The sequence below is a fragment of the Longispora urticae genome (assembly GCF_053902585.1).
On sequence record NZ_JAQZSH010000027.1, the window covers coordinates 1 to 21,379 of the forward strand.

The 21,379-nt window shown below is 72.0% G+C and carries 17 protein-coding genes; 7 read left to right on the forward strand and 10 right to left on the reverse strand.

All coding sequences use genetic code 11. From position 1 onward, the window contains the following. Nucleotides 1-69: 69 nt before the first annotated feature. The 4 genes from PT931_RS16320 to PT931_RS16335 are packed head-to-tail and all read right to left on the reverse strand — an operon-like array spanning nt 70 to nt 3,843. The gene (locus PT931_RS16320) at nt 70-1,341 is read right to left on the reverse strand and encodes an MFS transporter (RefSeq protein WP_456246593.1); all 1,272 of its coding nucleotides are present in this window, start codon (nt 1,339-1,341) and stop codon (nt 70-72) included. Beyond that, nucleotides 1,338-2,492 (reverse strand): MalY/PatB family protein, encoded by a 1,155-nt coding sequence (locus PT931_RS16325; protein WP_456246594.1) that lies wholly within the window; start codon nt 2,490-2,492, stop codon nt 1,338-1,340. The genes PT931_RS16320 and PT931_RS16325 overlap by 4 nt, the downstream gene beginning before the upstream one ends. A 12-nt stretch (nt 2,493-2,504) precedes the next feature. Further along, the gene (locus PT931_RS16330) at nt 2,505-2,921 is read right to left on the reverse strand and encodes a GFA family protein (RefSeq protein ID WP_456246595.1); all 417 of its coding nucleotides are present in this window, start codon (nt 2,919-2,921) and stop codon (nt 2,505-2,507) included. A gap of 13 nt (nt 2,922-2,934) precedes the next feature. Continuing rightward, nucleotides 2,935-3,843 carry a 2OG-Fe dioxygenase family protein gene (locus tag PT931_RS16335; RefSeq protein WP_456246596.1) on the reverse strand — a complete coding sequence of 303 codons (909 nt, stop codon included), beginning with the start codon at nt 3,841-3,843 and terminating at the stop codon, nt 2,935-2,937. A 208-nt stretch (nt 3,844-4,051) separates the two neighbouring features. On the opposite strand from PT931_RS16335, the gene PT931_RS16340 reads away from it, so the two are divergent. The 4 genes from PT931_RS16340 to PT931_RS16355 all read left to right on the forward strand — a co-directional run bounded on the left by PT931_RS16340 (nt 4,052) and on the right by PT931_RS16355 (nt 8,415). Next, a complete protein-coding gene (locus tag PT931_RS16340) occupies nt 4,052-5,389 on the forward strand; it encodes a preATP grasp domain-containing protein (RefSeq protein ID WP_456246597.1) in 1,338 nt (445 codons plus the stop codon). A 42-nt stretch (nt 5,390-5,431) separates the two neighbouring features. Next, nucleotides 5,432-6,046, forward strand: a complete 615-nt coding sequence (locus PT931_RS16345) for a chloramphenicol phosphotransferase CPT family protein (protein WP_456246598.1) — start codon at nt 5,432-5,434, stop codon at nt 6,044-6,046. 29 nt (nt 6,047-6,075) lie between these two features. Then, nucleotides 6,076-6,765, forward strand: a complete 690-nt coding sequence (locus PT931_RS16350) for a hypothetical protein (protein ID WP_456246599.1) — start codon at nt 6,076-6,078, stop codon at nt 6,763-6,765. A 144-nt stretch (nt 6,766-6,909) separates the two neighbouring features. Then, nucleotides 6,910-8,415 carry an alpha/beta hydrolase gene (locus tag PT931_RS16355; RefSeq protein WP_456246600.1) on the forward strand — a complete coding sequence of 502 codons (1,506 nt, stop codon included), beginning with the start codon at nt 6,910-6,912 and terminating at the stop codon, nt 8,413-8,415. Between the two features lie 57 nt (nt 8,416-8,472). On the opposite strand, the gene PT931_RS16360 is transcribed toward PT931_RS16355, so the two are convergent. Beyond that, nucleotides 8,473-9,120, reverse strand: coding sequence for a response regulator (locus PT931_RS16360; protein WP_456246856.1), 648 nt, complete (start codon nt 9,118-9,120; stop codon nt 8,473-8,475). Nucleotides 9,121-9,178: 58 nt separating this feature from the next. Further along, nucleotides 9,179-10,390, reverse strand: coding sequence for a sensor domain-containing protein (locus PT931_RS16365; protein ID WP_456246601.1), 1,212 nt, complete (start codon nt 10,388-10,390; stop codon nt 9,179-9,181). 126 nt (nt 10,391-10,516) lie between these two features. Here PT931_RS16365 and PT931_RS16370 point away from each other — a divergent pair, with 126 nt between their 5' ends. Next, on the forward strand, nt 10,517-11,833 hold the full coding sequence (locus PT931_RS16370) for an MFS transporter (protein WP_456246602.1): 1,317 nt from the start codon (nt 10,517-10,519) through the stop codon (nt 11,831-11,833). A 63-nt stretch (nt 11,834-11,896) separates the two neighbouring features. On the opposite strand, the gene PT931_RS16375 is transcribed toward PT931_RS16370, so the two are convergent. The 4 genes from PT931_RS16375 to PT931_RS16390 form a co-directional block, all read right to left on the reverse strand. Further along, complete coding sequence (locus tag PT931_RS16375) at nt 11,897-12,115, reverse strand: hypothetical protein (RefSeq protein WP_363728095.1); 219 nt, start codon at nt 12,113-12,115, stop codon at nt 11,897-11,899. A gap of 22 nt (nt 12,116-12,137) precedes the next feature. Next, nucleotides 12,138-12,620: a YrhB domain-containing protein gene (locus tag PT931_RS16380; protein ID WP_456246603.1), complete on the reverse strand. Its 483-nt coding sequence runs from the start codon at nt 12,618-12,620 to the stop codon at nt 12,138-12,140. An 86-nt stretch (nt 12,621-12,706) separates the two neighbouring features. Next, nucleotides 12,707-15,262, reverse strand: coding sequence for a trehalose-phosphatase (gene otsB, locus PT931_RS16385; RefSeq protein ID WP_456246604.1), 2,556 nt, complete (start codon nt 15,260-15,262; stop codon nt 12,707-12,709). After that, nucleotides 15,259-16,710: an alpha,alpha-trehalose-phosphate synthase (UDP-forming) gene (locus tag PT931_RS16390; RefSeq protein WP_456246605.1), complete on the reverse strand. Its 1,452-nt coding sequence runs from the start codon at nt 16,708-16,710 to the stop codon at nt 15,259-15,261. The genes otsB and PT931_RS16390 overlap by 4 nt, the downstream gene beginning before the upstream one ends. Before the next feature lie 301 nt (nt 16,711-17,011). Here PT931_RS16390 and PT931_RS16395 point away from each other — a divergent pair, with 301 nt between their 5' ends. After that, nucleotides 17,012-18,601, forward strand: coding sequence for a hypothetical protein (locus tag PT931_RS16395; protein ID WP_456246606.1), 1,590 nt, complete (start codon nt 17,012-17,014; stop codon nt 18,599-18,601). A gap of 102 nt (nt 18,602-18,703) precedes the next feature. Continuing rightward, nucleotides 18,704-21,295: a fibronectin type III domain-containing protein gene (locus PT931_RS16400; RefSeq protein WP_456246607.1), complete on the forward strand. Its 2,592-nt coding sequence runs from the start codon at nt 18,704-18,706 to the stop codon at nt 21,293-21,295. Nucleotides 21,296-21,379 lie beyond the last annotated feature (84 nt).

Sequence of the window (21,379 nt, forward strand, 5' to 3'; positions counted from 1 at the left end):
CGGGGCGGAGGAATCGGCCCCGCGCGCGGGGGTGTGCCCGGGCGGGAGTGCCTGACGCCCGGGAGCCCCTCACCCCTGCCCGATCCCCCCGTCCCGGGGCAGCCGGAACACCGACCCCCCGATCATCGGCAGCGCACTGGCCAGCATCCCCACGGCGCACACCCACAGGGCGTTCCGCTCCCCGACGACCTCGACCAGGAAGCCGCCGAGCAGCCCGCCGACCGGCATCATGCCCCACATCGCGAACCGCATGGCCGAGTTCATCCGGCCGTGCAGCTCGGGCGGGCAGATGGCCTGCCGGTAGGTGATCTGGGCGACGTTCTGGATGGCGCTGCCCCCGATGTAGGCGGCGTACCCGATCGGATAGAGCACCACCAGCCAGCCGGCGCCCACCAGCGGCATCAGCAGGAGCAGCGGGAACGTCACGGCGAACGGCAGCCACAGCGTGCGCGCCAACCCGAACCGCGAGACCACCCGGTTGGCGAACACGCTCCCGATCACCCCGCCGAGCGCGATGGCCCCGGTCACCACGCCGTAGGCGGCGGCCCCCAGGCCGAGGGTGTTCACCAGCAGCAGCGGCTGGGCGGTGAGCAGCGCGTACTCGAACAGCAGCGCGATCATGCCGTGCAGCGCGACCCGGCGGAGGATCGGCTGGCCGGCGACGTACCGCAGCCCGGTGGTCAGCTCCCGGTGCAGCTTCGGCCGGGCGCCGAGCCGTCGGACCTCCGGTTCCCGGGGCCGGATCCCGCCGAGCAGCACGGCGGAGACCACGTGGCAGGCCGCGTTGAACGCCACCGCGCCCGAGGCGGTCAGCCACTGGACCAGCACCCCGGCCGCCGGCGAACCGACGAGCAGGCTCCCGTTCCCCGCGACCTCCAGCTTGCTGAAGCCGGCCAGCAGGCGGTCCTTGCCCACCAGGTACGACACGTAGCTCTGCTGCGCCACGTCGAAGAAGACGTTGCCGACCCCGGTGACCAGGGCGACCACGTACAACTGTTCCAGGGTGAGCGCCCCGAACACCAGGGTCACCGGCACCGACAGGAGCGCCACCGCGCGGATCAGGTCGGCGGCCACCATCACCGGCCGTTGCCGCAGCCGGTCCAGCCAGATCCCGGCCGGCAGCGCGACGACCAGGAACGCGAGCGTGCTCGCCATCACCAGGAACCCCACCTGCCGGGCGTCGGCGTGCAGCACGAGCACCGCGATCAGCGGCAGCGCGACGAGGGTGACCTGACCGCCGGTGCGGCTGATCGCCTCCGAGGCGAACAACAGCTGAAACCCGCGATGGGTACGGAGCAGGTCGCCGGCCGGCCGTTCGCGCTCCCGCGCGTCGACGGTCACGACGGGTCCGCGATCCGCGCGGGGTGGGCCTGAGCCAACCGGCGCACGATCCCGGTGAGGATCGCCGGGGTGGTGGCGAAGTTGAGCCGGACGAAACCCGCGCCGGGCGGGCCGAACTCGGCGCCGTCCATCACGGTCACCGCCGCGCGTTCGGCGAGGCCCGGCGGGTAGGCGCGCAGGTCGAGCCAGCCCAGGTACGTGCCCTCGGGCGGCGTGTAGCGGGCCCCCGGCAGGTGCGCGCCGAGCAGCTCGGCCAGCAGGTGCCGGTTCCGGTCGAGCCGGCCGAGCACGGTGTCGAGCCACGGCCCGCCGGTCCGGTACGCGGCCGTGGCGGCCAGCACGCCCAGGGTGGCGGTGCCGTCGGTGTGCAGCCTGCCGAGGTCGTCCCACCGCTTCCGGTCGGCGTCGTTGCTGGTCAGCAGCTGGGCGCACTTCAGGCCCGCCAGGTTCCACGCCTTCGACGTCGACGTGGCCGTCACCGCGTGCCCCGCCGCGGCCCCGCAGGTGGTCACGTACGGCACGTGGCGGTGCCCGGGATGGACGAGGGGTGCGTGCACCTCGTCGCTGAACACCCGGCCACCGTGCCGTTCCACGACCTCCGCGACGGCCAGGAGTTCGCCGCGCTCCATGACCGTGCCGAGGGGGTTGTGGGGATTGCACAGGACGAGCAGCCCGCCGCCCGCCGCGAAGGCCCGGTCGAGCGCGTCCAGGTCGTAGCCGTGGCGGCCCCCGGACTCGACCATCCCGAGCTCGATGACGCGCCGACCGAGCAGCCGGGGGACGGCCAGGAACGGCGGGTACGCGGGCACGGGCACGATGACGGCCGAGCCGGGCCGGGAGAAGCAGTCGATGGCCACGTGCAGGGCCCGGATCACGTCGGGCAACGGCCGCACGTCCCCGGGGGACACGTCCCAGCCGTACCGGTCGTGCTGCCAGCCGGCGCACGCCTCGGCCAGCCGGTCCGTCAGCCGCGACGTCAGGTAACCCACCTGGCTCCGGCGCACCGCGTCGAGCAACGCCTCCGTGACCTCGGGCGCGGTCCCGAAGTCCATCTCGGCCACACACGCCGCCAGCCGCCCCGGGCCGGCCATCTCCCACTTGAGCCCACCGCGCCCGCGCACGGCGTCGATCGTGAGGGCGTCCTTCGCCATCCGCGAGGTCACCTACTCCGTCAGCACGTGTCTGCCGGCGGCGATGCTCGCCTCCCAGTTCTGACCGTCGAACTCCACGAACTCGATGTGCTCCGCGGCGGCCAGGTCGAGACAACGCGCGTTGACACTGAAGAACCCGGTCGGATGCGACCGGGGACGGTAGAACGGCATGACTCCGCAGACCGAACAGAAGGTGTGGTCGGCGATACAGTTCCCGAACCGGTACGGCTTGAGATACTGCTGCCCCTGATGCAGGGTGAACTGCTCCTCCGGAACCATCAGTTCCTGGTGACCGTGCCGGTAACAGATCCCGCAATTGCACAGTGTGATGGTCAGTTTCCGGCTGGCCGCCGCGGCGAAGGTCACGCCGCCGCAGTGACAACTGCCGTCGTACCACACGCGCTCAATGGTCTCGACCTCTTGCGTCATGGTGTACTCCGTCTCAGTTCACGAGGGCGATCGCGGGGACGGCCGCCGGAATGTCGAACGACACGGGCAGCGTCCGGTGCGGGGCGACCGAGTCGTACCGGAACGAGACGTGTCCCTGCTCGGCGGGCTTCCGGGTGAAGAAGATGAGCATGTCCCGCAGCGCCGGCTCCGCGTCGTCGATCTGGTGCACCGGCGACACACTGTGCTTGTACTCGTGGTCGACGAGCAGCAGGGTGTCCAGGAAGTCGCGGTGCCGCACCCGGCCCCTGACCAGTGCCGGATCCGTCTCGTTCCACCGGTTGCCGTTGACCTCCGCCATGTCGTGCAGGAAGGTCTCCGCGCTGTCGGCGGTCATGTTCCGGGAGCCCAGGAACGTGGTCATCGTGTGGTCCACCCCGTCGGAGTGCACACCCTCCAGCGCGGGTTCGCCCAGCAGGCCCGAGGTCGTGACGGTCCGGAGGTTGAACAGCGTGCAGATCCACTCGTCGCGGTCGTAGTCCAGCCGGGGCCGCCGGGCGATGTCGACCCCGTTGACGACGAGGAACTGCAAGAGGAGCAACGCCTGGAGCGCGGTGTTGTGCTGCAGGTCGTCCTGTACCTCGACGAATCTGCGCGGCGTCTCCGAGTCGTGCCGGACGAAGTCCTCCTCGCGGGAGAGCACGAAGGGCTGCGACTCCAGCCGGTAGCCGCGCCGGGTCCGCGGGTCCAGGCAGAACCGCCCGTTCCTGCTCCGGCGGAACGGCAGCGTCGGGTCCGACTCCAGTTGGTCGCTCACCAGTTTCAGCCGCTCGAAATCCTCGTCCGTCGCGCCGAGCGAACTCAGCAACGGGACCATTTCCGCCCCGTCGACGAACGCCCATCGGGCCCGGATGTAGGCGGATCTGACATCCATGACCGTGGACATGGCGGATTCGAGTTTCACGGCCTTCACCACTCCCTGCGATGACCTGACGGCAAGCGTCCTGTGAGTCGTCATCTTGGTGGGGCCGGCGGGCCGGTGCTTCTTCCAAAGTGCGATCACAGCGGGTGAGGAGCAACGGGCCCGGCGTCTGCCATGTGAGCAGTTTGGGAGAAGACAATTCCCGGCCGTCCCGGAACCGTGGAGCCCACGCCGAACCGAGGGGACGACCGTGCCGAAGTTGATGTTCGCCAATTCGACCAGCCGCGTGATGGCGGCCCGGCCGGACGACGTCCCGGAGGACGCGAAGGACTCCTACCGCTTCCTCGCCCACCGGATGCTGTGGTCGATGGACGAGGGCGACATCGCGATCCTGCCGGGCGGGGTCAGCGAAACGTGGCTGGCGTACCTCGCCGAGCTGCTCGGCCTCGCGTCGCCCCCCACGGTGCTCTCCCTGTGCGACTACCCCGGCGACGGGTGGTACTCCGGCGGCCGGCCCCAGCTCGCCGAGGCCCTGCGCGACCTCATGGCCGCGAGCGGTACCACCGACCCGTGGCGGCTGGAGTGCTACATCCACGACCGGGACATCGCCGGCTGGGAACGCCTGCTCGGCATCGGCGCGGCGGAGTCCGTCCGGTTCGCGCAGGGGACCGCGGAACTCGTCAACTCCAAGTCCGTGTTCCGGGCGATGGCGGCGGCCTGCGGCATCCCGGTCCCGGAGGGCCGGGTCGTGGACCGCGGACCCGAGCTCGTCGACGGCGTGTCCGACCTGCTCGCCCGCACCGGGGCCGTCATCGTCAAGCAGGACGTGAACGCCGGCGGGGACGGCAACATCCTGCTGACCACGGTCCGGGGCGGCAAGGAGGCCGGCGCCCACTACGTGCTCCACCTGACCGCGACGGACCCCGCGACGGTCGCGGCGGCGCTCCGGCCGCACGGCCTCACCGAGCTGCCCGACCTGCCGGCCGGCGCGAGCCCCGCGCGGCACATCGTCGAGGTCTACCACGAGTCGGTCCGCGAGCTGTCCGCCGACATGTCCGTGCCGCTGACCGGCGCGCCGACCCTGATGAGCTACAGCGACCTGCGGATGGCCGAGACGTGGAAGGGCAGCATCTACCCGCCGCAGAACCTCACGCCCCGACTGCACGCGCACCTGGGCGCGTACATGCAGCAGGTCGCCATCGCCGCCCAGCAACTCGGCTACCACGGGCCGATGAACATCGACGCGATCGTCACCACGTCCGGCGAACTGCTGTTCAACGAGTTCAACGGGCGGGTCGGCGGCACGACCGGCATCGACACCATCGGCCGACGGCTCCTGGGGCAGGACTACCTCGACCACCACGTCCTCGCCTCGCGGATCGCCGTGCCCGCGCCCGGGTGCGCCATCCTCACGAAGGCCCTGAGCGAGCAGGGGCTGCTGTTCACCCGCGGCTCGGACCAGGGCGTGATCATCTACAGCGACACCACCGAGGAGACGGGCACGGTCGAGTACGTGGTGGTCGGGCGCGGCTGGGAGGAGACGTTCCGCGCGGAGGAGCACCTGGAAAGAGTGCTGGAGGAGCTCTGATCCGGTCAGCGGGCCGGGCGGTGACCGTGGTGAACTGTGCGCATGACAGAACCGGGCCGACCAGGGCAGATCGTCATCCTGAACGGGGCGGGGCGGTCCGGGAAGTCCAGCATCGCGGCGGCCGTGCAGGACCGGCTGCCGGGCGTCTGGATGAACCTCGGCGTCGACCGGTTCATGGCCATGACCCCGAAACACCTCCAACCCGGCATGGGGTTACGCCCCGGCGGTGAGGCGCCCGACCTGGAACCCCTGGTCGTGACCCTCTACGCCGCCATGTACGAGTCGATCGCCGCCCACAGCCGCCTGGGCCTCAACGTCGTCGCCGACACCCTGCACCACGACGACTACTCCGTCCCGCGCGGCATCCTGCCCGACGCCGCCCGCCGGCTCGCCGGGCTCCCCGTGCTGTTCGTCGGCGTGCGGTGCCCGATCGAGGTGATCCGGCAGCGCCGCCGGGACACCTGGGGCGGCGTCGGATACCGGGAGGGCGGGACGGTCGCCGACCCGGTGCGCCTGTGGCAGGAGGCCGTCCACGACCCGGGGATCTACGACCTCGAGGTGGACACGTCGAAGCTCAGCCCGGAGGAGTCCGCCGAACTGATCGCCCTCCGCCTCCGGATCGGCCCGCCCCCGACGGCGTTCCAGCGGCTCGCCTGAGCGTGGCAGGGAGTTGTCACACTCGCGACATGGACTATGTCGAGCATCCCATGCGGTGGCGTCGCTGGATCGTGGCGTTCGCCGTGCTGTGGGCCACCGTCCTGACGGTCTGGCTCGGGGCGAAGTGGTTCGTGGGCACCGTCAACGGCCAGTGGCTGGTGGCCGCCACGTTGGTGCCGGTGGTGGTCGTCTCGGGGTTCGGCGCGAAGTACTCCAAGCGGGCCTGGAAGGAGAAGCAGGCCGCCAGCATGTACTTCGAGAGAGGGTACGACTGGCCGACCCTGGCACTGAGACTCCTGTACGTCGTGGCTGCCGTGGGGGTCGGGCTGTCCATCGTGAGCGCGACGCCACCCGGCAGTTCGAACTCCAAACGCTCGTACCACAACAGCATCAGCTGGGGTAACCGGGACCAGTACGGGCGGCTGGTGGCCGACTTCACCGCCGGGCGACTGGGCAGGGAGACAGCGCTGCCGTGGCCGGTCCGCGAGATCGCCTTCGACGGCGTCGCTCACCGCCGGTGCTCCCCGGTGGGTGACGGCGACACCGAGTGCGTCCTGTTCCTGTTGACCGACCGCGACTTCGCCGGCACCTGGGGAGCCGGATACGCCTACTATCCGAAATCCCCGGACCAGTACGCCGACCCGACGGTCCGCACCATCGGCGACCACCGGGCCCGGCCGGTCCGGCAACTGCGCAACGGCTGGTGGTGGGTGGCCTAGCCGGACGCGGGACCAGGGGGTAGACCCAGGTCTACCCCGTCGGCGTCAGGTGGCGCTATCGCCCCGACCGTCCCCGGATTCCTAGGGTCGGGGGAGACCACGGGCAGGCGCCCGGTCTTCCCCGAATCCTGTGAGGACACACCCATGCGCACGCTCAGAATCGCCGTCGCCGTGGGCACGGCGCTGCTCGTCGGCGTCGGCCCGGCGGTCAGCCCCGCCGCCGCCGGCCCACCGGGAGGCCCGGCCACCGGCGCCCCGCTCACCTGGCACACCTGCGTCACCGGCCCCGACGACGAATCCGGCGCGGCCCTCGAAGCCGCCGGCGCCTCGTGCGCCGAACTGGCCGTGCCCCTCGACTACTCCCGCCCGTACGGCCGGACGATCAGCGTCGCGCTGTCCCGGATCCCCGCCACGGACCCGGCGCACCGGCGCGGCGTCCTGCTGCCCAACCCGGGCGGGCCCGGCGATCCCGCCCTCGACCTGGTCGTCGAGCTGGCGGAGGTCGCGCCGGACCTGGCCGCCCGGTACGACCTGGTCGGGATGGACCCGCGCTTCGTGGGGCGCAGTACCCCCCTGAAGTGTCAGTGGGACACCGGGCACTCCATGCGCGGCGCCGGCCCGAACCGGCAGACGTTCGCGGCGACCGCCACCCGCGCCCGGGAACTCGCCGCCGGCTGCGTCCGGGGCAACGAGGACCTGCTCGCGCACGCCTCGACCCGCAACACCGCCCGCGACATGGACCGGGTCCGCGCCGCGCTCGGCGAGCCCAAGGTGTCCTACCTGGGCTGGTCGGGCGGCAGTTACCTGGGTGCGGTGTACACCCAGCTGTTCCCCGGCCGGGTCGACCGGTTCGTGCTCGACAGCGCCGTGGACCCCGACGCCTACGGACCCGGCGTGACCCGGGCGATGGGCGCGGCGACCGAGGCGGCGCTGCGCAACTGGGCCGGCTGGGCCGCCGGCCGCGACGCGACCTACCACCTCGGCGCGACCCGGGACGCCGTGCTCGGCACCGTCGCGCGGGTCCACCGGGCCGCCACCGCGCGCCCCCTGCGGGTGGGGGAGTTCACCGTCGACAGCCAACTGCTGCCGCTGCTGCTGTTCCTGCCGATCCGGTTCGACACCGACGAGGACTACGCGGGGATCGCCGCCGACGTGCGGGTCCTCGCCGACGCCGCCGACGGCCGCACCGTCACCCCGGGCCCGGGTCTCCTGCGCCACCTGACCCTGGTCACCGCGCCCGGGACCGGCGACGGCACGTTCCTGCTCTGCGCGGACCGGGCGGCGTCCCGCGACCCCGAGACCTACTACCGCGACATCCAGGCGCACCGGGCCACCGAGCCGCTCTTCGGGCCGCTGACCCGCAACATCACACCCTGCGCGTACTGGCCCACCGCCCCGACCGAGGCGCCGACCCGGATCCGGAACACCGTGCCCGCCCTGATCGTCGGGGCCAGCGGGGATCCGCGCACGCCCTACCCGGGGCAGTTGGCCATGCACCGGGCGCTGGCCGGGTCGCGGATGGTGACCCTCGACAACGCGTACCGGCACCTGGTGTTCGGGGCGGAGGGCAACGCCTGTGTGGAGGGGGCGGTCAACGGATACCTGCTCGACGGGGTGCTGCCCGCCACCGACCTGACCTGCTCCCGCTAGCGGCGCGGAAACCGGGCCGGGCGCCACGAGTACCCGTCGACTGGGCTCTGATCGGGATCAGCGCCGCAGGTAGCTGAGGACGGCCAGGACCCGGCGGTGCCCGTCCTCCCCGCCGGCCAGCCCGAGCTTCGCGAAGATGTTGCCGATGTGCTTGGCCACCGCGGCGTCGCCCACCAGCAGTTCCCGGGCGATGGCCGCGTTGGCCCGGCCCTCGGCCATCAGCGCCAGCACCTCCCGCTCCCGGGGCGTCAGCGCGTCGAGCGGCCCGGCGACCCGCTGCCGGGACAACAGCTGCCGGACCACCTCCGGGTCGATCACCGTCTCCCCGGCGGCGACCCGGACCACGGCGTCGGCGAACTCGGACACCTCGCCGATCCGGTCCTTGAGCAGGTAGCCGACCCCGCCCCGCCCGGCCGGCCCGAGCAGCTCCGCCGCATAGGCCGTCGCCGCGTGCTGGGACAACACCAGAACAGCCATCCCCGGGTACGCGTCCCGCAACGCCACCGCCGCGCGCAACCCGTCATCGGAGTGCCCCGGCGGCATCCGGACATCGGTCAACACCAGATCAGGCGGGTACTCCCCGACAGTCGCCACCAGCGCGTCCGCGTCCCCGACCGCCGCCAGCACCGTGTGCCCGAACGTCTCCAGCAGCCTGACCAGCCCGGCACGCATCAGCACCGAATCCTCGGCGACCACTACCCGCAGACCCACGGCCCCTCCACCCCTGTCGACGTCGCCCCACCCGCAGGCCCGGCCGCGTGGCCTATCCGCGCTGCCACGGCAGTTCCACCGTCACGGAGGTCGGCCCGCCCGCCGGGCTGTGCACGACCAGCCTGCCGTCGAGGACCGCCGCCCGGTCCGCCAGGCCCTGCAACCCGGTGCCGGCGGCCAGGTCCGCCCCGCCCACCCCGTCGTCCACGACGGTCAGCACCAGCAGCCCGCCCCGGTGCTCCCCCCGCACCGTGATCCGCCCAGCGGAGGCGTGCCGGACCGCGTTGCTCACCGCCTCGGACACCACGAAGTACGCCGTGGACTCCACCGCCGACGACGGCCGCGCGTCCAACCGGACATCCAGCTCCATGGGTACCGGACACCGTTCCGCCAGCTCCTCCACCGCCGCCGCGAGCCCGTGGTCCGTGAGCAGGCGCGGATGGATGCCCCGGACCAGCTCCCGGATCCCGGACAGCGCCTGGCGGGCCTGCCGGTGCGCGTCCGCGACGAGGACCCCGGCCCGGCCGTCCCCGGGCAGTTCGCGGGCCGCCAACCCCAGAGTCATGCTGAGGAGTACCAGCTGCTGCTGCGCCCCGTCGTGCAGGTCCCGCTCGATCCGCCGCCGCTCCGCCTCGAACGCGGCCACCAGCCGGTCCCGCGAACCGGCCAGCTCCCGCACCCGCGCGGCCTGGGTGGGGGCCAGCAACCAGCGGGCGAACTCCGCCTGCGCCCCGGCGAGCACGCACAGCCCGTACCCGACGAGCACCGTCAGCGGCACCATCGCGCCCAGGCTGAACAGCACCGCCTCCCCGAACGTGTCGACCACGTGCGCCCCCAACCGCAGCCGCGCGTCGTTCCCGATCACCACGAACAGGGGCAGCAGGAGCAGGACCAGGCACATGCCCAGCACGGTCAGCCCGATCAGGTCCACGGCGGGCAGCAGGGTCAGCAGGCACAGCGCGTAACCGAACTCCCGCCACGTCGCGCCCTCCCGCAGCCGGGTCGCCAGCCACGCCCGCCGGCCCGGCCCGGCCGCGCCGTGCGGATCGGGCGCGCCGGCCGGACGCACCAGCCGCAGCCGCCACCGCTCCCACCGGCCCACGGGCACCCCGACCAGCACCAACGTGGGTACGAGCACGGCCCAGCCGGCGACCGCGAACACCGGCGTGCTCACCAGGTACGCCAGGCACCGCCACGGCCACCAGGAACGCAGGAAGCGCACCGGACGGGCCATCGCGGGCCACAGGGCGGCTTCGCTCGACATACCGACGACGCTACTAGCCAGCCCGCCCCCGGAAACGGTCCCAGGCCCCACCGCGACGGTAGACCGGGCACTACCCCCGCCGGGCACGGGGCAGCGGCGGCAGGGACTTTCGCGCAGACTGGCGCGGTGCTGATCAACCGTAACTACCGGTACCTCTGGCTGGGGCAGGCCGTCTCGCTGGTCGGAGACATGGTTTTTCACACCACGCTCCTGCTGTGGGTGGCCACGGTCCTGCTGAAGGGCAAGTCGTACGCCCCGATGGCGAGCTCCGCGGTCCTGATCGTCGCCTCGACCGCCACGGTGCTCGTCGGCCCGGTGGCCGGCGTCTACGTCGACCGGTGGAACAAGAAGCGCACCATGCTGCGGGCCGACCTGCTCCGGGCCGCACTGATCGCGGCCCTCGCCGGGCTCGCGTTCCTCCCCGCGGGCAGCGTGCCGGTCGCCCTCGTCCTGCTGCTGACCGGCCTGGCGGTCGCGTTGACGACCGCCGTGTCCCAGTTCTTCAACCCCGCCCGGGCCGTGATGATCGGCGACGTCGTCCCCGCCGACCAGCGGGGCCGGGCCGCCGGCTACGGCCAGGCCACCAACGCGCTCGCCTCGATCATCGGCCCGCCGCTCGCCGCCCCGCTGCTCTTCACGGTGGGTCCACAGTGGGCGCTGATCGCCAACGCCGTGTCCTTCCTGGCCTCGTTCGCGGCGATCCGGGCCGTGCGGCCGCCGGTCACCGAGGTGCCCGCCGAGCCGAGGGCCGACGCCAGCGTCCGGGCCGAACTGGTCGAGGGCCTGCGACTGATCCGGCGTAGCCGGGCACTCGTCGCGCTCCTCGCCGTGATCGTGCTGTCGATGCTGGGCGTCGGGGCGGTCAACGCGCTCGACGTGTACTTCATCCAGGAGAACCTGCACGTCAGCCCCAACTGGCTCGGCGCGCTCGGCGGGGCCCTCGGCGCCGGTTTCCTGATCGGCTCGCTCACCGGTGGCAGGCTGGGCGACCGGTTCGGACACGGCCGGACCTACCGGTACGGCATCCTGGCCTTCGCCGTGCTGTTCCTCTGCTACGCCCGCTCCACCGGCATCGTCACGGGCATCTGCGCGCTGACCGCGCTCGGCCTGTCCCTCGGCGTGGTCAACACCGTGCTGACCCCGATCGTGCTCAAGCTCGTGCCGAGGGAGTACCAGGGGCGGTTCTGGGCCACCCTGATCCCCGTGAACAGCGTCGCGTCGATCGGCTCGATGGCGCTGGCCGGGGCGGTCGCCGGATCGCTGTCCCCGAGCTTCCGGCTGGACCTGGGCTGGGTGGCCTTCGGCCGGATGGACCTCATCTTCACCGTCGGCGCGGTGATCGCCCTGGTGGGCGCCGGCTACGGCCTGGTCGCCATGCGCGACGTCGACAGACCCGTCGAGGAGAACTCGGAGCCGGCCCTGGCCCCGGATGCGGCCGGGTAAGCGACGCCCGCCGCCGTGGGCGGGTGTGCGACCGGTGTCGCCGGGCCCCGTACCCGTCGGGTTCTAGAGTTTGTCCGGGGTGATCACGGGATCCGAGCGCTCCGCCTGGATCTGGATCTCGATCCGGGTCTCGGCGGCGGTCGGCCGGTAGATCTCGTCGAACACGCCGAGCGCGGCGCTCGCGGTGCCCCGACGCCGGGCCCGGAGCGCCAGCCAGCCGAGGCCGCCGGCGATCCCGCCGTAGACCGCGAAGGTCACCACGGCCGTGAGAAACCCATCCATGCGCGCAACTGTACGTCGGCGGCTAGGAGTAGAACCCGAGCCCGTATTCGTCCGCCGGTTGGGTGAACTCGTCCGGCCGGTGGGCGCGTAGCTCGTCGTAGCGGTCGGAGATGATGGCCAGGCACTCTTTCAGGGGCCGCTCCCGCTGGTGCTTGAGGAGCTGGACCGCCTGGATCACGCGGCCGGCGAGGATCAGATCATCGACCCGGGACTGGGCCACCCGCTCCTCGGCGACCCGCGCCAACTCCGCCTCGTGCGCCGCCACGTAGAACTCGACCGAACGCGCCGTGCCGGTGCCCAGCAGCTCACCGTTGCGCTTGTCCACCAGGAAGGGCGCGTTCCCCACCAACTGGTCGCGCCAGTCGCCAGACCGGAGGTAGGCCACCGACTCCCAGTTGAACACCCAGCACGACGGGTACTCGAGGACGCCGGTCAACGCCGCCCCCGACCCCATGGCGTCCAGTTTCCGCTGCGCGATGTCCCGTGCCTGCTCCTCGCTGACCACGGGATGAGTCTCCCTCCCCGGGACGGGAGGCGCCAGGCGGTTTCGGTGAACCCGGGGAGGACGGCTCAGCGCCCTCCCCGGGGCCGTCAGGCGTCCAGGAGCTGGGCGCAGCGGATCAGCCCGAGGTGCGAGTACGCCTGGGGGTGGTTGCCCAGGGTGCGCTCGTTCACGGGGTCGTACTGCTCGGGCAGCAGCCCGGTCGGACCGGCGCAGTCGAGGACCTGCTGGAACAGTTCCTCGGCGTCGTGCCGGCGACCCGTCAACAGGTACGCCTCCACCAGCCACGTCGCGCAGATGATGAAGCCGCCCTCCACGCCGGGCAGCCCGTCGTCGGAGTTGTACCGGTACACCGCCGGCCCGCTGCGCAGCTCCGCCTCGACGGCCAGCACCGTGGACAGGAACCTCGGGTCGTCCGCCGGGAGCAGCCCGGACAGGCCGATCCACAGCGAGGCGGCGTCGAGGTCGGTGGACCCGTACGCGGCCGGGTACGCCTTCATGTCCTCGCTCCAGCCGAGCTTGAGGACGTTGTCGGCGATCTGGTCGCGCAGGACCCGCCAGCCCTCGCCCTGCGGCATGGCGTGCCGTTCGGCGGCCTTGATGGCGCGGTCGACGGTCTGCCAGCACATCACCTTCGAGTACACGTGGTGCCGCGGGGGCAGCCGCGCCTCCCACAGCCCGTGGTCGGGCTCGTGCCAGCGGCGTTCCACGGCGGACACCATCGCCTCGATGATGCCCCACTCGTACTCGGTGATCTTGCCGCGCTGCTCGGCGACCGCCGCCACGAGGTCCGCGATCGGGCCGAACACGTCGAGCTGGACCTGCCGGTTGGCCGCGTTGCCGACCCGCACGGGGCGCGAGCCGGCGTAGCCGGGCAGGTTCTCGATGACGGCCTCGGCCCCGAGGTCGGTGCCGTCGAGGGTGTACAGCGGGTGCAGGCGCTCCGGGTGTCCGCCGGTGCGCTCGACACAGCCGGCCACCCAGGTCAGGTACGCCTCCGCCTCGTGCACGGAACCCAGGTCCACCAGGGCGCGGGCGGTCATCGCCGCGTCGCGCAGCCAGCAGTACCGGTAGTCCCAGTTGCGGATGCCGCCGATGGTCTCCGGCAGGGAGGTGGTCGCCGCCGCCAGGATCGCGCCGGTCGGGGCGTCGCACAGCGCCCGCAGGGTCAGCGCCGAGCGGAGCACCTCCTCGCGGGCCAGCTTCGGCGGGTTCAGCCCCGACAGCCACGCCCGGTTCTCCGCGTCGACCGCGTCGCGCCGGACCAGCGCCGCCACGGTGGGCGCCGTCAGGTCCGAGGTGCCGCACCGCAGCTCGATCGTGTACTCGCCGCCCATCGCCGCGAGGTCCACCACCGCCCGCGCGGTGTCGTGCCCGGCGTCGTCCTGGATGTCCCACTCCAGGCCGGGCGCGTACAGCGCGATGGGTTCGTTGGAGCCGAGCACGTGCAGCCCGCCGTCGCCCATGGGCTGGAGCCGCACCGGCACCTGCCCGAACTCGGGACGGGGCGCGAAGGTGATCTGCGCCCGCTCCTCGCCGGCGAGGTGCCGCACGAGGATCGTCTTGTCGGCGTCGGTGTGCGAGGCGTCCAGCCAGTCGGTGACGGTCAGCCCCGACCAGCGGGTCTCCACGACCATCGACGCCTGCCGGTACCGCTGGCCGAGCAGCGGGCGGCCGGGCCGGGCCGGGGAGATCGTGCAGTGCCCGGCCGACTCGCCGCCGAGCAGGTCCGCGAACAGCGCCGCGGAGTCCGAGCGCGGGTGGCACATCCAGGTGACCCGGGCGTCGGGGGTGAGCAGGGCGACGTTGCGGCCGTTGCCGAGCATCGTGTGCCGCTCGATGGGTACGGAACGCTCGCCCAGCAGCCAGTTGCGCCGGATCTCGAACAGCGTCGCCAGCAGCAGCGCGACGCTCTGCGGGTCGGCGACCCGGTGCTTGGCCCGCGACTCGCCCGGCCCGACCTTGATGCCCAGGTCGGGGCCCTGCAGGTGCGCGAACGCGTTCTCGTCGGTGACGTCGTCGCCGACGAACAGCACCGCGTGCGCGCCGAGCTGGGCCCGGAGCCGGTCGAGCGCGGTGCCCTTGTTCGTGGGGATCACCGCGAGCTCGATCACCTCCTTGCCCTCGCCGGCGTGCACGCCCTCCCAGAGGGCGCAGCCGCCGCGGACGGCTTCGAGGACGGCGGTGGCGGTCGCCCGGTCGGCCTCGCGGGTGTGCACCGCGATGCTGGCCGGCTTGACCTCCAGCTTGATGCCGGGCTGGCCCCGGGTGATCTCGACGAGCTTGGCGTGCAGCCGGGCGTGCAGTTCGAGGGCCTCGGCCGGCAGGCCGTGCACGAAGCCCACGTCGAACTCGGAGCCGTGGCTGCCGACGAGGTGGATCTCGCTGGGCAGTCGGGACAGGGCGGCCAGGTCGCGCAGGGCCCGACCGGAGATCACCGCCGCCTGGGTGTCGGGGAGGCTGGACAGCGCCCGGAGCGCGGCGACGCCCTCCTGGAGCGGTGTGGCTGCGGACGGGTCGGTCACGATCGGCGCGAGTGTGCCGTCGTAGTCGCAGGCGACGAGCAGTTTCGGCACCCGGGCGAGGTGGATGAGGGCGGCGCGAAGCCCCGCGTCCAGCGACGCGGCGACATTGTGCATGGTCATGCTATGTGCTCCCGCGGCAGCGCCTCGTCGGCGCTGTCGTTGTCGTTGTCATCGAAACGTGAGTCGATCCCCAGGGCGGCGAGGAATGACCGGGCCCAGAACTGGACGTCGTGGCTGCGGACCTGTCGGCGCAGCGCGCGCATCCGGCGGCTCAGCTCGGCCGGGGAGGCGTGCGCGGCGGTGAGCACGGCCTCCTTGAGCCCGTCGAGGTCGTGCGGGTTGACGAGATACGCCTGGCGGAGGTCTGCCGCGGCACCCGCGAACTCGCTGAGCACGAGGGCCCCGCCGAGGTCGACACGCGCCGCCACGTACTCCTTGGCCACCAGGTTCATCCCGTCTCTCAGAGGTGTAACCATCATCACATCCGCAGCCAGATAGAGCGCAGCCAGCTCCCGCAACGAGTACGACTGGTGCAAATAGTGCACAGCGGGCAAACCTACCCGACCGAAGTCGCCGTTGATCCGGCCCACCTCGCGCTCGACCTTGACCCTGAGCTGGTGATAGTGCTCCACGCGCTCCCGGCTCGGCGTGGCGACCTGCACCATCACCGTGCCCGGTACGCCGAGCTTGCCGTCGCTCAGCAGCTCCCGGTACGCCTTCAACCGGTGTTCGATGCCCTTGGTGTAGTCGAGCCGGTCCACACCGAGGATCACGGTCTCCGGGTCGCCCAGCTCCTGGCGGATCTCCTTCGCCCGGGCCCGGACGTCGGGGTCGGCCGCCACCGACTCGATCGCGTGCGTGTCGATGGAGATCGGGAACGCCCCGGCCTGCACCAACCGGCCCTCGGCCTCGACGACCGCGCCCCGGGGACGCAGGCCGAGCAGGTGCCGGGCGAGCCGGAGGAAGTTCTGCGCGGCGAGCGGGCGCTGGAAGCCGACCAGGTCCGCGCCGAGCAGGCCGCGGAGCAGTTCGACCCGGCGGGGGAGCTGCATGAACAGCTCGACCGGCGGGAACGGGATGTGCAGGAAGAAGCCGATCCGCACGTCCGGGCGCAGCTCGCGGAGCATCGCCGGCACGAGCTGGAGCTGGTAGTCCTGCACCCAGACCACGGCGCCGGGCGCGGCGAGCTCGGCGGCCTGGCGGGCGAACCGCTCGTTCACCCGCTGGTAGCTGTCCCACCAGCTGCGGCGGAACACCGGAGGTTCGACCGCGTCGTGGTACAGCGGCCACAGCGTGCTGTTGGAGAAGCCCTCGTAGTACCGCTCGACCTCCTCGGCCGACAGTGGCACAGGGTGCAGCCGCATGCCCTCCAACTCGAAGGGTTCCGGTGCCGGCCCCGCGCTGCCCGACCAGCCGATCCAACCGCCCTTGGCGGCGGCCAGCACCGGGTGCAGGGCTGTGACCAGCCCTCCGGGGCTGCGTCGCCACTCCTTGCGCCCGTCCGGCAGGGTCACCTCGTCGACCGGCAGCCGATTGGCCACCACCACGAACGAACTAGTCGTCGTCACGTTGCGTACGCCTCCTCACGATGTCGGACCTGGGCGTACCCCACATGAGCCTACTGAATCCAGCCAGACACGGTGCGTACCGACGCAACGCGTGCGAAGCCGGTGAGTCGTGCTCCGCTAACCTCTCTGAACTGTGGAGACGAACCAGGAAACTTCCGGGCGTGGCGGGCTCCGGCGCGGAGATTTAGCCGTTTTCGGGGCTTTTTTCGCTGCTGCGATATACGTCACTGCCCAACTCTGGATCCATCCCACGGAACAGCTGCACGCCACGAACGGGACGGACCAGTCGTTCTTCCAGTGGATGCTGTCCCACGCCGCCTACGCGGTCACCCACGGCGTGAACCCCATGCACGACTCGATGATGAACGTGCCCGACGGCGTCAACCTGATGGCCAACACCTCGGTGCTCGCCCTCGCCATCCCGCTCATCCCGGTCACGCTGCTGTTCGGGCCGGCCGTGTCGTACCTGGTCATGCTGACCCTGGCGTTCGTCCTGACCTCCTGCTCCTGGTACTGGCTGCTGTCCCGGCACGTCGTCACCAGCCGGCTCGCCGCCTTCCTCGGCGCGGCGCTCTGCGGCTTCGGCCCCGGCATGATGTCCCAGGGCAACGGCCACCCGAACCTGGTCGCCCAGTTCCTCATCCCCGTGATCCTCTGGGCGGCGCTCCGGCTCCGGCACACCCGGCCGCTGCGGGGTGGGCTCGTGCTCGGCCTGCTCGTCGTGTGGCAGGCGTTCATCAACGAGGAGGTGCTGTTCCTGTCGGCGATCGGACTCGGGCTGTACGTCCTCGCGTACGCCGCCCTGGACCGGGACGCCGCGCGCGCCGCGTTGAAGCCGATGGCCGCCGGGCTCGGGGTCGCCTTCGTGGTCGCCGGGGCGCTGCTCGCGTACCCCCTCTGGTACCAGTTCTTCGGCTGGCAGAGCTACCGCAGCCTCCCGCTCGGCGTCGAGCACTACGGCGCGGACCTCGCGTCCTTCGCGTCCTTCTCCCGGCTGTCCCTGCTCGGCGACCCGGTGGTGGCCAACCGGCTCGCGCCCAACGCGTCGGAGGAGAACACCTTCTTCGGCTGGCCGCTGCTCGTCGCCGTCGTCGTCGCCGTCGCCTGGCTGTGGCGCGAACACCGGGTCAGGGCGCTGGCCCTCGTCGGCGTCGTGCTGTCCGTGTGCGCGCTCGGCCCCCAGGTCACCTCCTACGCCCAGGACACCGGGATCCCCGGCCCGTGGCGGCTGCTCGCCAAGCTGCCGCTGTTCGACACCGTCGTACCCGTCCGGATCGGCCTGTTCGTGCTGCCCGTCGTCGGGATCCTCACCGCCGTAGCGGTGCAGCGGCTGCTGGATGTCACCGTCGAGCGGCCCAACTTCCGCCGGGTCGCCTTCATCGGGCTGGCCGTCGTGCTCGTCCCGCTGCTGCCCGTGCCCCTGCCCGCCACGCACGCCCCGGTCCCGAAGTTCATCGCCAGCGGCGCCTACGAGCCCTACGTCACCGGCGGCCGGTCCATGGTCACCCTGCCGCCCCCGCACGCGGGCGACGCGACCGTCATGCGCTGGTCGGCCTCGCGGAACCTGGACTTCCCCGTCGCAGCGGGTTACTTCCTCGGCCCGGGCGGTGACTTCGGCACCTCGCTGTTCGGGCCGCCGAAGCGCGCCTCCGACCACCTGTTCACCAAGGTGATGCAGACCCGGGCGCCGTACCCGGTCACCGACGCCGACCGGTCCCGGGCCCGCGACGACCTGCGGTTCTGGAAGGCCGGCGCGATCGTGATGGTCCCCAAGGCCGACCCGGTGCAGGAGGACGCGATGCTGCGGACCGCGACCGACCTCTATGGATCTCCAACATGGACGGGCGAACTGTGGCTCTGGGACGCCCGGACCGTCCTCGACGGAAAGTGACTCCCTTCACGGCCAGTTAACGCCGGTGCTCTTATGCTCGCTCCGGCTCGGAGTGCGGGTGCGGGGAGCCGGTACACGAACATCCACGGAGGTTGACGGGGCATGGCGGTCAAGACACGGAAGTCCGGGGTGGTCGTCACCCTGGCCGTGACGGTGGGCCTGCTGGCCGCGGTGGCGCTGACGGTGTTCGGCCTCGGCATCGCGGACAAGGCCGTCGCGGTCTTCGACTCCAGCTCCTGGGTGTGGAGCGCCAAGTCCGGCGAGCTGGGCCGGATCAACGGCCGGACCGCCGCCGTCGACACCCGGCACAAGGTCAAGGACTCCCAGGGCCACGACGTCCAGATCACCCAGAACGACCGGTACCTGATCGTCCGCGACCTCACCACCGGCAAGGTCAGCTCGCTGGACCTGACGACGCTCCAGGTGTCCGCCACGACCGAGACCGCCCCCGGCACCGGGGTCAGCATCGAGCTGAACAAGGACGTCGCGTTCCTGATCGACGGCGCCCAGGGCGCCGTGCGCCAGATCGACCCGCTCACCCTCACCCCGGTCGGCCAGCCGCTCCGCTTCCCGCCCGGCCTGCGCAGCGGCGGCTTCGACCAGGAGGGCCGGCTGTGGCTGGCCGTGCCCAGCGAGGGCACCGTCGTCGCCGTGCACTCCGGCACCAAGGGCGCCGACGCGACGGTCGCGAGGACCGTCCCGGCCGCCGAACCCCGGCACGACATCTTCCTCTCGGTCCTGGACAAGGGCGTCGCCGTCCTCGACCAGACCGCCGCCGCGCTGGTCACCATCTCCGGCGACCTCGTCCGGCGGATCCCGCTGCCCCTGGACAAGCCGGCCGCCGTCCCCGACCGCACCTCGGGCTCCGAGGTCCCGGTCACGGTCGCCGACGACCGGCACGTCTACGTCGTCCACCAGGACAAGGTCCGCGACTTCGCGGTGCCCGACCAGGGCACCGCCCTGCAGCCCGCCGTCGCCTGGGCCGGCTGGTTCTACGTCGCCGACACCCTCGGCCAGCGGGTCTACGTCATCAACGGCGAGGGCGCCCTCGTCGACCGGATCAAGCTCGACACCGGCGGCGGCCCCGTCGACCTCGACGTGCGCGAGGGCCGGTTGTTCATCAACGCGCCCGCCGGCTCCGGGGCGCAGGTCGTGGACGAGAAGCACAAGGCCACCCCGGTCAACAAGTACCCGGGCCAGGTCACCGGGGGCGACCCGCCGCCGCCGGTGAAGAAGCCCGAGGAGAAGCCGCCGACGCCGCCCACCGGCCCGCCGAGCGCCCCCGGGGCGGTCACCGCGGTCGCCGGCAACGCCACGGCCACGGTCAACTGGACCCCGGCGGCGGACAACGGCCTGGGCATCACGAAGTACGTGGTCACCGGCGGCCCCGACCCCAAGCCCCTCGAGGTCGGCGCCACCCAGCGCACGGTCACCGTGCCCAACCTGACCAACGGCACCGCCTACACGTTCCAGGTGCACGCCGTGAACGCCAAGGGCCCCGGTCCCAAGCGGGCCGCGCCGCCGGTCACCCCGACCCGCGACGTCCCCGACCCGCCCGCGTCGGTGACCGCCACCGAGAACCCCGACGGCACGGTCAAGGTGACCTGGCCGGCGGCGAACGGCCAGGGCCACAAGATCGTGAAGTACACGGTGACGGCGGTCAGCGCCAAGGGCGACGTCGCGGCCGGCGAGTCGGGCACCCCGGAGCTCGTGGTGCCGGACAAGAAGCTCGACTACGGCACGCAGTACGCGTTCTCCGTGGTGGCCGTCAACGACATCGGCGCGGGCAGCAAGCCGTCCCCGGTGAGCGCCTCGGTCACGCCGTACACGAAGCCGGACGCCCCGAAGAACCTCACCGCGCAGACCGCGCCGAACCAGGCGGGCGCGGTCACGGTCAACTGGGCGCGGCCGGCGGAGAACGGCCGGGCGCTGGAGAAGTACGTGGTGACGGCCAACGGCAAGGCCCAGGACGTCGGCGCCGCCGAGACCTCGGTGACCCTGACCGGCCTCGGCGACGGCAAGACGGTGAGCGTCTCGGTGACGGCGGTGAACAAGGCCGGCGCGGGCAAGGCGGCCACCGCCTCCGCCACCACGGTCACCAAGCCGACGATGACGGTCACCGGGAACTCCGCGACGGTCACCGAGGTCAGCGTCGACGTGAACGTCGGGGCGGGCGGCGGCACCCCCACCTGCACCCTGACGGTCGGCGGCAAGAGCGCCTCGGCGGCGTGTTCCGGCGCGGCCAAGCTCACGGTCGGCGGGCTGAACCCGTCCACCGACTACTCGTTCACGGTGGTCGCCACCAATGTGGCCGGATCGAGCAACGAGGGTTCGGGCGGCCAGCGGACGAAGACGGTCCAGGGCGTGGCGGTGTGCAAGAACAACACGTCGAGCGGCGATCCGGCCCAGCACACCTGGTGCAATGACCCGGCGAACGCGATGGCCGTCCGCAGTGGCACCTCGCTGAACAGCGGAAAGGTCGGCTCGGGCCGGGCCACCAACGGCCAGACCTACGATGCGATCTGCGTCACAACCGGCCAGGAGCTGGAGCCGTACGTCTACAACCAGCCGAAGAACAAGACCAACAAGTGGATCCGGATAAACTTCGGCGGTACGCAGGCTTACACCCCCTTTGCGTGGTTCAACCTGAATGGTTATGACATCAACTCGACGGGCCCCCTACCTGGCTGTTAGTTCACCGTCACGGTGCGTCGCACTGTCCTCCGTCGAGGTCCCGGTCCGGGATGGAATGCCTGATGAAAGGCGTCACATCGCGTC

What these genes read in the sequence shown, in the direction of transcription:
- otsB (WP_456246604.1), bottom strand. Translation starts at nt 15,262, where the DNA reads ATGACCATGCACAATGTCGCCGCGTCGCTGGACGCGGGGCTTCGCGCC.
- PT931_RS16350 (WP_456246599.1), top strand. Translation starts at nt 6,076, where the DNA reads ATGGACTATGTCGAGCATCCCATGCGGTGGCGTCGCTGGATCGTGGCG.
- PT931_RS16400 (WP_456246607.1), top strand. Translation starts at nt 18,704, where the DNA reads ATGGCGGTCAAGACACGGAAGTCCGGGGTGGTCGTCACCCTGGCCGTG.
- PT931_RS16375 (WP_363728095.1), bottom strand. Translation starts at nt 12,115, where the DNA reads ATGGATGGGTTTCTCACGGCCGTGGTGACCTTCGCGGTCTACGGCGGG.
- PT931_RS16365 (WP_456246601.1), bottom strand. Translation starts at nt 10,390, where the DNA reads ATGTCGAGCGAAGCCGCCCTGTGGCCCGCGATGGCCCGTCCGGTGCGC.
- PT931_RS16325 (WP_456246594.1), bottom strand. Translation starts at nt 2,492, where the DNA reads ATGGCGAAGGACGCCCTCACGATCGACGCCGTGCGCGGGCGCGGTGGG.
- PT931_RS16330 (WP_456246595.1), bottom strand. Translation starts at nt 2,921, where the DNA reads ATGACGCAAGAGGTCGAGACCATTGAGCGCGTGTGGTACGACGGCAGT.
- PT931_RS16345 (WP_456246598.1), top strand. Translation starts at nt 5,432, where the DNA reads ATGACAGAACCGGGCCGACCAGGGCAGATCGTCATCCTGAACGGGGCG.
- PT931_RS16395 (WP_456246606.1), top strand. Translation starts at nt 17,012, where the DNA reads ATGCTGTCCCACGCCGCCTACGCGGTCACCCACGGCGTGAACCCCATG.
- PT931_RS16355 (WP_456246600.1), top strand. Translation starts at nt 6,910, where the DNA reads ATGCGCACGCTCAGAATCGCCGTCGCCGTGGGCACGGCGCTGCTCGTC.